The organism is Treponema sp. OMZ 857 (assembly GCF_024181085.1).
Classification (GTDB): Bacteria; Spirochaetota; Spirochaetia; order Treponematales; family Treponemataceae; genus Treponema.
In genome coordinates this window covers 929,877-942,417 of the sequence record NZ_CP051147.1, presented here as the reverse complement: position 1 = coordinate 942,417, position 12,541 = coordinate 929,877, and the positions used below count along the sequence as shown (strand labels likewise).

16 protein-coding genes are annotated in these 12,541 nt (G+C 40.9%); 6 read left to right on the top strand and 10 right to left on the bottom strand.

The window, feature by feature from the left end; translation table 11 throughout:
• Positions 1-8 precede the first annotated feature (8 nt).
• A complete protein-coding gene (locus E4N66_RS04420; protein ID WP_253729106.1) occupies positions 9-1,340 on the bottom strand; it encodes a flagellar hook-length control protein FliK in 1,332 nt (443 codons plus the stop codon).
• A gap of 412 nt (positions 1,341-1,752) precedes the next feature.
• Between E4N66_RS04420 and E4N66_RS04415 the strand changes: the two genes are divergently transcribed.
• Entirely contained in the window at positions 1,753-3,036 is a 1,284-nt protein-coding gene (locus tag E4N66_RS04415) for a hypothetical protein (RefSeq protein WP_253729105.1), read from the top strand.
• Positions 3,037-3,135: 99 nt separating this feature from the next.
• Here the strand turns inward: E4N66_RS04415 and E4N66_RS04410 are convergent, their stop codons facing one another.
• Both E4N66_RS04410 and E4N66_RS04405 read right to left on the bottom strand, forming a co-directional pair.
• Positions 3,136-3,585: a hypothetical protein gene (locus E4N66_RS04410; RefSeq protein ID WP_253729104.1), complete on the bottom strand. Its 450-nt coding sequence runs from the start codon at positions 3,583-3,585 to the stop codon at positions 3,136-3,138.
• Between the two features lie 10 nt (positions 3,586-3,595).
• Positions 3,596-4,075, bottom strand: a complete 480-nt coding sequence (locus tag E4N66_RS04405) for a hypothetical protein (protein ID WP_253729103.1) — start codon at positions 4,073-4,075, stop codon at positions 3,596-3,598.
• A gap of 277 nt (positions 4,076-4,352) precedes the next feature.
• On the opposite strand from E4N66_RS04405, the gene E4N66_RS04400 reads away from it, so the two are divergent.
• From E4N66_RS04400 to E4N66_RS04390, 3 genes are all read left to right on the top strand, one after another.
• Positions 4,353-4,502, top strand: a complete 150-nt coding sequence (locus tag E4N66_RS04400) for a hypothetical protein (protein ID WP_158506663.1) — start codon at positions 4,353-4,355, stop codon at positions 4,500-4,502.
• Between the two features lie 209 nt (positions 4,503-4,711).
• Entirely contained in the window at positions 4,712-5,497 is a 786-nt protein-coding gene (locus tag E4N66_RS04395) for a protein-ADP-ribose hydrolase (RefSeq protein ID WP_253729102.1), read from the top strand.
• A gap of 133 nt (positions 5,498-5,630) precedes the next feature.
• Positions 5,631-6,572, top strand: a complete 942-nt coding sequence (locus E4N66_RS04390) for a CPBP family intramembrane glutamic endopeptidase (RefSeq protein WP_253729101.1) — start codon at positions 5,631-5,633, stop codon at positions 6,570-6,572.
• Between the two features lie 120 nt (positions 6,573-6,692).
• Here the strand turns inward: E4N66_RS04390 and E4N66_RS04385 are convergent, their stop codons facing one another.
• From E4N66_RS04385 to E4N66_RS04365, 5 genes are all read right to left on the bottom strand, one after another.
• Positions 6,693-7,382 carry a flavodoxin family protein gene (locus E4N66_RS04385; protein ID WP_044015679.1) on the bottom strand — a complete coding sequence of 230 codons (690 nt, stop codon included), beginning with the start codon at positions 7,380-7,382 and terminating at the stop codon, positions 6,693-6,695.
• A 3-nt stretch (positions 7,383-7,385) separates the two neighbouring features.
• Entirely contained in the window at positions 7,386-7,577 is a 192-nt protein-coding gene (locus E4N66_RS04380) for an acetyltransferase (protein ID WP_253729100.1), read from the bottom strand.
• A gap of 157 nt (positions 7,578-7,734) precedes the next feature.
• Positions 7,735-8,073 (bottom strand): hypothetical protein, encoded by a 339-nt coding sequence (locus E4N66_RS04375; RefSeq protein ID WP_253729099.1) that lies wholly within the window; start codon positions 8,071-8,073, stop codon positions 7,735-7,737.
• Positions 8,074-8,104: 31 nt separating this feature from the next.
• Positions 8,105-8,449 carry a TIGR02328 family protein gene (locus tag E4N66_RS04370; protein WP_230978144.1) on the bottom strand — a complete coding sequence of 115 codons (345 nt, stop codon included), beginning with the start codon at positions 8,447-8,449 and terminating at the stop codon, positions 8,105-8,107.
• Positions 8,442-8,858 carry a YbgA family protein gene (locus E4N66_RS04365; protein ID WP_044015673.1) on the bottom strand — a complete coding sequence of 139 codons (417 nt, stop codon included), beginning with the start codon at positions 8,856-8,858 and terminating at the stop codon, positions 8,442-8,444. The genes E4N66_RS04370 and E4N66_RS04365 overlap by 8 nt, the downstream gene beginning before the upstream one ends.
• A 243-nt stretch (positions 8,859-9,101) precedes the next feature.
• Between E4N66_RS04365 and E4N66_RS04360 the strand changes: the two genes are divergently transcribed.
• Positions 9,102-10,598: a carboxylesterase family protein gene (locus E4N66_RS04360; protein WP_044015672.1), complete on the top strand. Its 1,497-nt coding sequence runs from the start codon at positions 9,102-9,104 to the stop codon at positions 10,596-10,598.
• Positions 10,599-10,684: 86 nt separating this feature from the next.
• Positions 10,685-11,356, top strand: coding sequence for a methyltransferase family protein (locus E4N66_RS04355; protein ID WP_253729098.1), 672 nt, complete (start codon positions 10,685-10,687; stop codon positions 11,354-11,356).
• Positions 11,357-11,421: 65 nt separating this feature from the next.
• Here the strand turns inward: E4N66_RS04355 and E4N66_RS04350 are convergent, their stop codons facing one another.
• Both E4N66_RS04350 and E4N66_RS04345 read right to left on the bottom strand, forming a co-directional pair.
• The gene (locus E4N66_RS04350; protein ID WP_253729097.1) at positions 11,422-11,568 is read right to left on the bottom strand and encodes a hypothetical protein; all 147 of its coding nucleotides are present in this window, start codon (positions 11,566-11,568) and stop codon (positions 11,422-11,424) included.
• 142 nt (positions 11,569-11,710) lie between these two features.
• The gene (locus E4N66_RS04345; protein WP_253729096.1) at positions 11,711-12,475 is read right to left on the bottom strand and encodes a CPBP family intramembrane glutamic endopeptidase; all 765 of its coding nucleotides are present in this window, start codon (positions 12,473-12,475) and stop codon (positions 11,711-11,713) included.
• Positions 12,476-12,541: the final 66 nt, after the last annotated feature.

Genomic DNA, 12,541 nt, shown 5'->3' with positions numbered 1-12,541 from the left:
CCCCCATTTTACGCAAATACATTCACCGCTTGATCTTGCCCGAAGGCATAGACAGTTTCAGTATCGGCATAACGATTACCCTGCATTACCTCAAGCCGGTCATTTTGTGCAAATAATTCATTAAATTGACCGTTCTCACCATCAAATTGCCCGCCGCCTTCGCCCGACCAGCTGACATCAAACTGCGCACTTGCAAATCCGCCCTGTTCAAAGGCCTTGGCAAGCTGTTCGATGCTTTCTTTAAATGCTTCGTATGCTTCTTTTGATCCCGTGATAATCTTCCCGACGATTTTCTTCCCGCCGGCCAATTCCAAATTGATTCTGACATTGCCGAGATGCGCGGGCTGCATCTGCAAGCGGATGACGCCTGCGTTGTTATCCTGCAGCACAATCCGCCCTGCCTGCACAAAGTCGGGCGCCATATCCTGCACTTGCTGCGCTACCAACGAGGCAAAACTCGGTGCGCCGCTCTCCTGTGCTGTCTGCGTACCGTTTGCAGCGGTGCCCAAACCTGCCGTCATACTGCGGAAGTCCGCCGCCATATCAACCGACGGCGCATTGGTAACCCGCACGGCGGCGCCCGCTTCGTGTACAGAACCGTCCGCAACAACCGGAGCGGCATTCACCGTGCGCTCATCTATAATGGTAAACACCGGCTTGTGCTGTTTTACCTGCTGCGCCTTTGTGCTTTTTTCGAGAGAATGATCCGCGGCGGGCTCATCGGCATTTTTTTTCAGCTTTCCGGACAGCTCTGCCGTACCGGAAGCCGATATACCTACAGCCATGCCGGATTCCGCTTTGCCGTTTTTCTGCTTTTTTAACAGTTGAGCTTCTTCGGCAGAGAGCACCGCGGCTTCCTCAGGCACGGCATCCGTCTCCGCTTGAGCAAACATCGAAGTTTGAAGCTGCTTATCCGCGTCGTTTTCAAGCGCATTCTTTACATCGATCCCGTCCTCAAAGGCAAGCAAAACATCCGCGTCTGCAAGCGCTTCGACAGCCTCCCCTTCCCGTGCATCTGCTTCGGCAAGGTGTTGTGCGCGCGTATCGCTTTGCTTTCCCGCTTTGCTCTTTAGCCGGGATAATTCGGTTTGCGCCGCAGCATTTTTTTTACGCTCAGTCTGTTCCGACGCCTCTTGAGCCAATGCGGTGCTGCCGGATATTTTTTCTTCTCCCGCAGTACGGCTGTCGGTCTCCTCCGCCATCAGCTTTTTTATTATATCAATAAAGGATGAGCCCTTCACATCAGGTTCTTTTGCATTTTTTTTATCCTGATTACTTGACTGTACTGCATCCGTGTAATTGACCGGCTGCATATCGTTCTGGACATCAAGTGCTTGCATGTATTGAACCTCCAATTTGCCTCTATATAGATAAACTTTCCTTAAAATGCAACAGTTGAACAAAGTATCAACTTTGGAAACTGTTGCATTCGTGCGCGAAAAGCGCACATATAATCTACGACGTTTGCGAAAGCAAACTCGCAGTGTTTTTCAGCCGCGCTATTTCAACGGCTGAAAATAAACGTTCGTCTTTATGATTTTCGGCTTTTTTTCAGCCTTATTGAGAAAGAAAAGAGACAAAATAGGAAAGATTTTATAGAATAAGCAAAACCGCTACTGAATATTTTTGCGCTTTTACGCAAAAATATTCAGTAGATGTGGAAAATATCATTTTTAATGCACTGAAAATCCGCGGGCTCAATGTTGATGTCGGGGTTATTACACAATTGGAGTATTGAAAATAGGAGTAACTATGATTACCGTTTTTGAACAGGAACTTGAGAAGGGTACCGGTGTACCGTATCTTTTGCTGAGAAAAGGCTGTATTCAACCTTCGGAGCAAATTGAAGAAATCTTATATGCTAACATTATAGAAAACAAAGCCTACGATCCGCAATGTGAAGGCAGCCGCACCGAATATCTGTACGATCTCTTGGAATTATATCCGCACAGAGAAAAAATCGACGAGCGCGTTATCGCATATTTTAACACAATGGACGATAGAGATTGGGGCGAATTGCAGGTATTCGGATTTGTACGGAAGCTCGCCGAGTCGAGGCGGTTCGATAAGACCGAGCTGTACAAAAAATTCGAACAGTATGCCGAAGAAGATATGTATAATGGCATGATCGGCTTGAGCGATTTACTGCTGCTCGATAAATATGAGGCGGTTGTATACCTCGCTCGTTATTTCGGTACCCATATTACAGAAGATAATAAAAAAGAGTTTATCGACTCTACTTTTTACGATATATATGCGGAAGATATCGGATACACTGAAGCGGAGCTGACAGAAAAGCTCCGCAACGAACATGATGCGGCAATCGACCGCTATCTCGCAATCGCGCACATAAAACGAAAGACACGAAGGAAAAAACAAAAACAGTATACGGCGGATACAGCCATTGCACTGTTGAAAAGAAAACCCTCCCCAACCCGACTGGAACGTATCAGCCTTTGGAGATGGGTACGAAGACGTGCAAGCGAAGCCGATATCCAAAAACTTTCGAATGTATTTCTTGAAGCTGAACTGCCGTTGAAAAAAAGACTTATCCGATTATTCGGCGAACGGCAAATCAAAATTCCTGCACAGGTACTCTTCGATTCTTTTGAAGCAACTGAAAATAAGTCGTTTCGGCAAGATATTATCGAAGCACTTGTTCCCTTCAATGATCCTGCCGTCTATGATTTTTTAAAAGACCGGTATGACGACAATACCAGAAATGCCTTTATAAAAGTCTGCTTGAAATATTACTCTGAAAACAAAAAGACCGAGCTTTTTAACTTGCTTGAGCTGTGCACTATCTTCGATATACATGAGATAAAACATACGGCTCTAGAGTCAAAGGCGTTAGCCGAAGATCCCGTGTTTAACGATATTCTCCGGATACTGTATCGTAACATGAAATGCCCCCTCTGCCGCAACGGAATCGTTGAAAAGATGATTGAACGCCATTGCATTGACGATAATCTCTATGAAGAAATACAATACGACGTAGATTCCGATACACGGGTATTGGCACGGATGGGGCGATAGTACGCAGTGATAAAAGAGAAACCTCTAAAAACTTCTGTTTTTAGAGGTTTCCCATATCATTTTCATAGGCTTGATCCGAACCGAATTACAAATCAATACCTATAATACCTCGTTTATTTGTTCAAAATGGTAGGATTCTTCACCTTTATCAAAGGTGTAGTTATACGATTTTGCAGACTCTACGCTGATTTCCTGTTTGCTCGGTCCGTAGGATGTTGTAACGGTACGGTAAAAAAATCCGGGACGTGTTTTTGAAAAAGAAGATTCAACAACATGTGTTCCGGCAGCGACATAGAAACCTACCGAAAGTTTTTCTCTAAAAAACAGCGGGCGCTGTCCGTCTACACTAATAACGTTCAGATGATTCCATGCTTTGGACAGGAAGCCGAGTAATGAAGTGGGCTTGGCGATATATACTTTTGCCGCATTCGGATTTTCATTCAGCCAACCGGCGATACGCGCTTTATCGGTTTTCGTTTTAAAAAACATATACGCCAGATAGATAGCCACCGCTATTGGAAGAATAATAAAATAATAAAATCGTGCCATTTGAATTCTCCTAGTTATTGTCTTTAGTGTGTACCGGTTCTTCGAGCTTAGTTACGGTATCTCCCGTAATCCCCAAATTCCCCAACAGCTCGTTAAACTGGGAAACACCGATAAGTTCGCAATCAACGGATACTTCCTGTTCACCCTGCCTCGTCAAATACAGTGTGCAGGATGTATCGCTGCCAGCTCGAGATCGGCCGTATGTTGTGGTAACGAGTTCTGCTCTGACAGCCGTTGTTGCAAGATCGTACACATCCGTTTTTTTGCCTTTTTTTACAGTCAGCGTTTTTTCATCGACTTCTATAGTAATCAGATTACCAATAATAACAAGCCAAACATATCCCGCCAGAACAGCAATAAAAATAAGGGCTCTTATTATATTGCTCGATATAAAAAAACCTGCAACCGCACTTATAACTGCAGCAACCGCCAATCCCATAGCGATATTTACAAGAATCCTGTAAATCCGCGCCTTGTAGGTGTGTATCATTATAAACTCCTAAAATAAAAATGTGTTAGAATCAAGCATTAGAAGTGCATTGGAATAGGTCTCGAACAAAACATACCTTTACCAATGCCAATAATCGAATCCAACGAATCACCCCTCTTTAGATTAAGAAGTGAAAACCTCGTTTTGTAAAATCGAATTTACAAAACAAGGTTTTATTAGCGTGATTATAATTATTTGCCGTTCTTTGTCAATCGAAGATTCAGTGGTGATCAGTGATAGTAAGCTCAAAAGCCGCCAATAACACGGAATCCTTTGTGTGTTGAATTCCTTTTTCAAATATTCCCTCTGCCGCAACACCATTATTGAAAAGATGATTGAACGCCGCTGTATTGACGATAATCTCTATGAAGAAATACAATACGATGTAGATCCCGATACACGGGCATTGGCACGGCTGGGGCGATAGTAAGCAGCGGTAGAACGAGAGGCGTATATTTCCAAAATATTGATGCATTTATCAGAAAGTATAACTTCGGCTGCTAACATTGCGCAGCCTCGTTAACCGTCAAGTTTTCTACCGAAAACTTACTTATTGTATGTACGCTATCGCGTACCAATGCAACAGTTTCCAAAGTTGAAACTTTGTTCAACTGTTGCATTTTATGGAAGGGAAAGATGACACAAAAGGAACGGCGTATTTTTTTAATCAAATATCTTTTAAAAGAAAATACCAACTATCGCGATGTGCAGATGCCGGATGATGAGGATGAACAGAAGAATCTGCTTCGCTCTCTGATGAACATTCGGCCGCCGCAGCATACAAGCGAAGAGTTCCTGCGCATACAGGACAGCTATTTACAGGAAGCGGTCCGGCAGCGCGGCATTACCGACCTTGCCGATTTAAAACCGGTTACCGGACGGGGCAACGGGGATTGGTATGTGTGGAGGGGCGACATTACAACGCTTAAGGTCGATGCGATTGTGAACGCGGCGAACAGCGGTATGACCGGATGCTGGCAGCCCTGCCATGCGTGCATCGACAACTGCATCCACACCTTCGCGGGGGTGCAGCTGCGCGCCGTGTGTGCCGGCATCATGCAAAAACAAGGACACGAAGAGCCGACCGGAACCGCAAAGATTACGCCTGCGTTCAATTTACCGTGCAAGTATGTGCTGCATACCGTAGGGCCGATTATCAGCGGTCAACTTACCGACCGCGACTGCATGCTGCTTGCAAACTGCTACACGTCCTGCCTGAACCTCGCAGCCGAAAACGGCGTAAAATCTATTGCCTTGTGCTGTATTTCAACCGGTGTATTCCGGTTCCCTGCTCAAAAAGCTGCGGAGATTGCCATCGCGATGGTTGAAGACTGGAAAGCAAAAAACAACAGCACAATGAAAATCGTGTTTAATGTATTCAGCAAACAGGATGAAGCCATTTATAACAAATTGATGTCTTGAGACATCCCCTGCTACTATAAGTAGCGAAAATTTCTCGGATTGTAATGTATCATTTCTTTCATAATTGCAGCTGCAAGGTTATTATCCGTCTAATATTGCGGATGCCGAAGAACATCCGTGAAGGAGATGAATTATGAACTTTTCGGAAAAATCAGAAACCTTGCAAAAGCAAAAAAATCTTGTGCAGGAAGAACTTACAGAAAAATGCAGCACAAATCGTCATGCAACGACCATATCGGTAGATTGCATAAACAAACCCTATATATACAGACCCGTAAGGTTTTATGTTACAACCATTCTAGCAACATGGGGATTTTGGTTTTGCGCGCTTATTTTTAAAGAAGGTTTTATTTGTACACTCACAATGCTGCTCGGACTCCTTTCGCCGGCAATAATTGCACTCATCACCGTGTTCGGTTCAAAAAACAAAGAACTAAAAGCGGACTTTAAACGCAAGATTTGCAGGTTTTATAAATTAAGACCGAAATACATTTTTGCTGCCGTAATTGTTTTTTCACTGATAGTCGGCTGCTCCATTTTGCTTTCAACCTTCTGGGGACAGTCTTTAAATCAGTTTTCTTTTACAGAAGGATTTTCTTTTACCGGGGCTGGAATCAGTTCTGCATTTTTAACGATTTTGCTTGCTTCAGTTTTAGAAGAAGTCGGTTGGCGCGGTTACGGTGAAGACTCAATCGCTCAATATTGCAGTTGGTTCACAGAATCTATTATATTCGGCTTTGTATGGGCATTATGGCACCTACCGCTGTTTTTCATCCCAGGCACCTACCATTTTGCAATACATGAAATGAATGTTTTGTATATGTTCAATTTTTTTATTTCCGTTATTCCCTTCGGTTTTATAACAACATGGGTTTATGTAAAAAATAACCGAAGCATGCTTGCAAGTATTATTTTTCACCTTTTTGTAAACTTCATGCAGGAAAAGATTGCGATGACCCAAACGACAAAATGCGTCGAAACAATCTGTGTTACAGTTGCCGCTGTAATTATTGTTTTTACAAACAAAGATATGTTCTTTGAAAAACGCCATATAGGGAGAATATTGGAAAGCTGAATTTCGGGAAAAGGGTGGATCGTTGAATTTCTCAACTAAACTTTCAAGTTAATATGCGGCATCTCTAAAAATCCCGTTGGTTTTCAAAGGTTCCCTATAGAATATTTCGAAAGTTTATCATTATTTCCACGGACGGTTTTTATCCCGCCATCCCTTTTCCTGCCAATAATCCGTATCTGCCCGATTCCGGATTTTATTTTGTAAGAGGCGTATGATATTGAACATCAGTTTTGTTTTTATTCCGGGCTTCGCTTTACCGTACTTATCGGTAATTTTTTTTGCAAGAGAGCTTAATGCTTTATCTATGGATTTTTTATCTTTTTCACTTACATCTTGCCATTTTACAGCCTGAACAGCTTTGCCGTATGTGTAAATTTCAGCAACTCCCCAAAAAAACAAACTGTCTGCCATATCTTTATTTGCAGATTTCATACCCCCACCCGCGGCAGTGGAAATACACACACCCTGCTTCGAAAACATTGTTTCCTCCGGCCGGTGTACCATCCAACGATATCCGTAATGATCTAAAAATGCTTTCATAGAACCCGTTGGGTGCATTACATATACGGGACTTGCAAGAATAATCAAATCGGCTTTGTCTATCGTCTCGGTAATAGGGTTAAGTCTGTCGAAATGCGGACATTGTTTTTCCGATTCTAAAAAACACTTTGTACAACCGGTACAAAACTCACCGAAATCTTTCGGCAAAAAAAACTCTTTTATGTTTCCCCCGACTTTCAATGCCAGATTGTTCGCAATATGATATGTTGATCCCTTATGATTTTGTCCGTGTATAATCACTGTTTCCATCGTCTAAAAATCATCTCCTCGGATTTCGATTTTACCGTTTATTTCATTGACGATGATATGATGATTCTCATCTTCAATAATTGCGTTCCATGTATTTTCCAGGCGGCTTGAATTTTCCGGAATATTTTTTTCGTGCAAAAACAGAGATAGATCCAATAACTCATATAAATCTTCTTTAACCGCTTCTCTTACCATAACCACAACACCCCGACCGATTTTCAGCTGCCCGTATTATACCACAAGTATTGAGCACTATCTATGTTTAAAAGATTCATTCAGTAGATTCTTGTTTGAAGAGCTTTGTTGCTGCAAGAGATGAGCAAAAAAAGATATTAAAAGGGTTAGCGATGGGTTATCCTACGGCAGTCATCACTTTACCGATATAATAAATTCCCCAGATTACTCCGCCTATAATCAACAACCTTACCAGAGAAAGAAAAGCGATGGACCATGACTTTCTTTTTATATTTGTATCTCTTTGAAAACTCAAAGCAATAACAGCAAACTTCAATAAAATGCTGATGATGGCTATGGTTAGTCCGTACCGGAAAACAAGACCTACCATAAAAAAGCCGATCTCCACACTTCCAAGTCCCAGTGAAAAACCGATAACAAAGCATACACAAAGAGTGATGTCTAGGGCTATGGAGTCCCCCAGTATATATTTAATGAGCTTTTCGCTTTTATCCATACAAAGTTCCATACATTTGATGTTACCCTACTTAATCCAAATGAATTCCCTTGGTTTCCAAATTCTTGAGACACTCACGATAATAGCAATCATCATGTTCAGTATATATGGGGTTGAGTACTTCGATGACCGCTAAATTGTTATATGACGGACATCTCCTGCCGCGATAGTCTTTGTCCAACCACTCCGGACTGACCCTGTAGCCTCGCCGATTCATCTCTGCCATAATGAGTCGGTGATAACAATAAAGCAGATAGGGTGAATAACGAAAAACATAATTGACAGTTGCATGCTGCCTGCCCCAGCCGTTTCCGCGCAAGGCACAACACTCCCTATGTTGTCCCAACAGCTGTTGACGCGGGAGTTTGCTAATCATATCTTGATGCCACAGTCTCATCTTGTTCTCCGAATAATAGATGCGATTGCTGCAAATACTTGTTAGGGTAGACTGCAAGGAGCTTGCGCACAGCGCCCAACAAAATTTCCTGTTCCGCCTGACCGCTGCGATATTGCTCCAAACAATACATAAACTCCGCCTTTTCATCCTGAGTAGCCTGCTTCTTAAAATATCCCCAGATATGCTGAAACGCGTTGCAGACTTGTCCTCGATCCTCCGGTAAAGTGCACGCCTGATCAATGAGAGTCAACACATGCTGCACTTGTGCATTCTCCCGCTTTAAATACTCGCGAATCTCGTTATAAATAGAGCCGGACTTGCTGAGAACGAGATACTTATGTACTGCCCAAAGTTTCTGACATTCTTTTAATTGATTTGATTCTCTCATATCGTTTCTTTAAGTCTCGAACAAATTCGCTCAAGGTCAGGTTTTCGAGATGCCCTATCACTTATTCGGAATCCCCTGAAAAAATCGCTTTTAATTGACACTCTGCGATTATACAAAAAAATATAAGTATTGAGAATATAGGCAATCCGACGTTGATCTGCCGACTGATAGAAAATGTATCTTAAAAACGATATACTATTTATAAATAAGAAGAGATAAAAATTGGCATAACGGAGATATAAAATGAAAACAGTACAGACAGAAATCGGCAGAGTATATGCGGATATAGTCGGAAAAACGGAAGAAGGCAGAACAGTGTATTCTATATTGAGCGTCCCCTATGCACAAGGAAAAAGATTTGAATATGCAAAAATTCTTAATAAAAAAGACTATACACCGGAAACAGTAATTAACCGAACGGAGACAGTATGCTTTCCGCAGAGAAAATATCCGCTGTTTTTAAATATTTTAATGAAACATCATATGCTGCGTCCGGAATTTCAACCGTTAAAAGATACCCAAACGGAAAATGCATTTGTAGTAAACATATGGGCACCTGACAATTTTACGAAAAAGAAACCGGTGCTTGTATTTTTACACGGCGGAGGAGAAGGATCGGGAACGGTTCCGATATACACAATGGCGCATATTGCCGAACAAGGTATTGTAGCGGTTACAATTACTTATCGAATAGGAAACTTCGGCTATATGCCTGTTTTTGAAAAAGGAGAAGTAAGAGGGTCGCTTTCCTACCTTGATCAGCAAGCAGCTTTAACTTGGATTCATAATAATATCAACTCATTCGGCGGAGATAATACAAACATTACACTTATGGGGCATTGCGGAGGCGCAGTCGCAGCCCTGTATCATTATTTAAATCCGCTGAGTAATAATCTGTTTCATAAACTCATGCTTTGTGCGGGAAATGTCCCGATACTGTCTGAATATGATTTCGCAAAAAATGAATATGAAAAAATGCTGTCAAAAAATCATTTAAACGGACTTGAAGACCTGAAAAAATTGTCGGCTAAAAAATTGATGAAACTAAAAGGAGGTCAAAATGATATCATTGACGGCAAGTTTTTTACAGAGCACCCGATGAATCTGTTGGAACGAGGATCATTCCCTTGTATGCCGGTACTGATAGGGTCAAATAAAGATGAATTTTCCATGATTGAATTACCGATGTACTACAAAGCCCTTGGAATTACAAAGAACAAAGAACATTTAAAAGAATTTCTGTTGAAAAAATACGGAGAATTTGCAGATTCTCTTGAATCCGAACTAAAACCGGAAGCGAACGGAATCGTAGACTTACAAATTCAAATCATGGAGTTGCTTGTATTTCACTCAAGTGCACTGTTCCTCATGGAAAAAATCGGAGAAAAATCTCCCGTATACGGATATAGAATGAATTATATTCCTAATCTATATAATGGACTTCGCGGCTCATATCATGGGGCGGAACTTGCATTTTTCTTCGGCACCATAGATAACATGAATATACACATTACCGATGAAAATAAGGCTGCCGTTATTGCAATTCAAAAGGACTGGATACAGTTTATTAAGTTCGGCAAAATAGAAGGGCGTCCGCTTTTTAATGAAACCGGAAAAATTACAGAATATGATAAAGATATCAAAACCATACCGTTTCCGCATGCAAATCTTATTCACCATATTCAAAAGAGCGGTATTGCCGATAAGCTCAGAAAAGAATATATACAGAACCGTAGATAAGTTTCCGTAAAAACAACAGAAAGGCATTGTGAAAAAATTATACAGCTCATAAAGAACTGAGCGAAGGGGAATATAAAAGAGGTTGTATGGAAAAAGATTTATGCTTTAAAGCACTGTTAAAGTTTTCTCTCGGCGTGGTGGCCATAGGAATTTTATTGTTTTTACCTGCAGGAACTTTTCATTATTGGAAAGCATGGTTGTTGATGGGGATATTATTTATTCCGATGCTCTTCGCAGGAATTGTATTACTGTTGAAAAATCCGGACTTGCTCAAAAAACGCTTGAATACAAAAGAATCGCAAGCGGAACAACGTCTGGTGATAAACTTAAGTGCCGCAATGTTTCTTTTGGGATTTGTTTTAGCTGGATTGAATTTCCGCTTCGGATGGATAATAGCACCCGATTGGTTGTCATGGACAGGTACCGCTATATTTCTGCTTTCATATATGCTTTATGCGGAAGTATTAAAGGAGAATGCCTACTTATCACGAACGGTTGAAGTCCAAAAGGGGCAAAAGGTCGTTGATACCGGATTATATGGGATCGTTCGCCATCCTATGTATACCATAACGATTTTTTTATTTCTGTCGATGCCTTTGGTGCTGGGTTCTCTTATCTCTTTTGTCGTTTTTCTTGCATATCCTGTCATTATTGCAAAAAGAATTATAAACGAAGAAGCAGTGCTTGAAAAAGATTTAGACGGATACACCGAATATAAAAAGAAGGTAAAATACAAAATCATTCCGTATATTTGGTGATGTGGAAAAAACTTATACGGTTATACGCCTCGTGCAGCAGGAGCGGATAAGTTCGCTGTCGTGGGTTACAACGAGAGCAGTATGATTTTCGGTTCGGATACATTTACGGAAGCGCAGGTTATTTTTTGTTTTTTGCCGTCTACTCTGCAAAGCTCCAAAATCCACATAACAACAGCGGCGAGGTAGATAACCAGCAGTATCAAATCCTGCACTCGAAATCCGATACGGCAGATGTTAGTGCACTTTATCGGAGCACCCAACCCGCGTGTCAATGCAGTGTCAGATTTACTACTTCGTGAATTACTACTTATTTAATTGTTTAATTAAGTTAGACAAACTGAAATTTGTCGCTCTTTAAAGAACTGACACATCAGTTGCTTTTTTATTTTGCTCTCTAATCGAAAGAACAGTTGCCATTACTATAATAAGTATTTTACAAGCATAAGCTATATTTTGATTACCACCTACTGCTAATTGTGAGAAAACATTTGTTAACGAATGTGTCATCACACATATCCACAAACTGTTTGTCTTTATAAATAATGCGGATAAAATAAAGCAATTAGTCAACAGTCCAAGCAAAAATCCAAACGCCCGTACTTGTGGCAATGTTCCCTCAATGTAGAAATAAGAAAAATGCCATATTCCCCATAGAACAAAAGTAATTAAAGTTGAACTAATATAACTATGGCGTTCCATCATAATTGGTTGAAAAACATATCTCCACCCTACTTCTTCAATCCCTCCAAAAAGGATTGCTTTAAGAAATAAGATAATAGGAATATACCACGCATTCAACGCTAATTTTCCATCAAATGCAACATAGCAAAAATCCAAAAACAAGAACACCATAACGAATAAATAACTGCCGGTGTTTTGCTTTATAGCGAAAAAATCCTTTAATATTTTCTTCGTACTGTACTTTTTGTATCTAACTGCAATAACAGTTCCCCATAGAGCAGATGAAACTCCACCTATTCCAATAGCAACCATTCCCATTGGCATCGTATAATCTACAACCATACCCAAATTACGCAATATAAAAACTATAATAAATATCATCCATATTTGCCCTAAGGTTCCTAATAAATAAAGGAAAATTGCTTTTTTTCGACTCATAAATTTCCCCTTAAATTCAAATTTGTCAGACAATAAATTTACTGGCCAACTTATACACTTGATTTA

Bases quoted from the DNA above. Each gene is read 5' to 3' on its own strand.
- E4N66_RS04345 (WP_253729096.1), bottom strand. From the start codon at position 12,475: ATGAGTCGAAAAAAAGCAATTTTCCTTTATTTATTAGGAACCTTAGGG.
- E4N66_RS04385 (WP_044015679.1), bottom strand. From the start codon at position 7,382: ATGGAAACAGTGATTATACACGGACAAAATCATAAGGGATCAACATAT.
- E4N66_RS04395 (WP_253729102.1), top strand. From the start codon at position 4,712: ATGACACAAAAGGAACGGCGTATTTTTTTAATCAAATATCTTTTAAAA.
- E4N66_RS04370 (WP_230978144.1), bottom strand. From the start codon at position 8,449: ATGATTAGCAAACTCCCGCGTCAACAGCTGTTGGGACAACATAGGGAG.
- E4N66_RS04365 (WP_044015673.1), bottom strand. From the start codon at position 8,858: ATGAGAGAATCAAATCAATTAAAAGAATGTCAGAAACTTTGGGCAGTA.
- E4N66_RS04415 (WP_253729105.1), top strand. From the start codon at position 1,753: ATGATTACCGTTTTTGAACAGGAACTTGAGAAGGGTACCGGTGTACCG.
- E4N66_RS04390 (WP_253729101.1), top strand. From the start codon at position 5,631: ATGAACTTTTCGGAAAAATCAGAAACCTTGCAAAAGCAAAAAAATCTT.
- E4N66_RS04375 (WP_253729099.1), bottom strand. From the start codon at position 8,073: ATGGATAAAAGCGAAAAGCTCATTAAATATATACTGGGGGACTCCATA.
- E4N66_RS04380 (WP_253729100.1), bottom strand. From the start codon at position 7,577: ATGGTAAGAGAAGCGGTTAAAGAAGATTTATATGAGTTATTGGATCTA.
- E4N66_RS04420 (WP_253729106.1), bottom strand. From the start codon at position 1,340: ATGCAAGCACTTGATGTCCAGAACGATATGCAGCCGGTCAATTACACG.
- E4N66_RS04405 (WP_253729103.1), bottom strand. From the start codon at position 4,075: ATGATACACACCTACAAGGCGCGGATTTACAGGATTCTTGTAAATATC.
- E4N66_RS04360 (WP_044015672.1), top strand. From the start codon at position 9,102: ATGAAAACAGTACAGACAGAAATCGGCAGAGTATATGCGGATATAGTC.
- E4N66_RS04410 (WP_253729104.1), bottom strand. From the start codon at position 3,585: ATGGCACGATTTTATTATTTTATTATTCTTCCAATAGCGGTGGCTATC.
- E4N66_RS04355 (WP_253729098.1), top strand. From the start codon at position 10,685: ATGGAAAAAGATTTATGCTTTAAAGCACTGTTAAAGTTTTCTCTCGGC.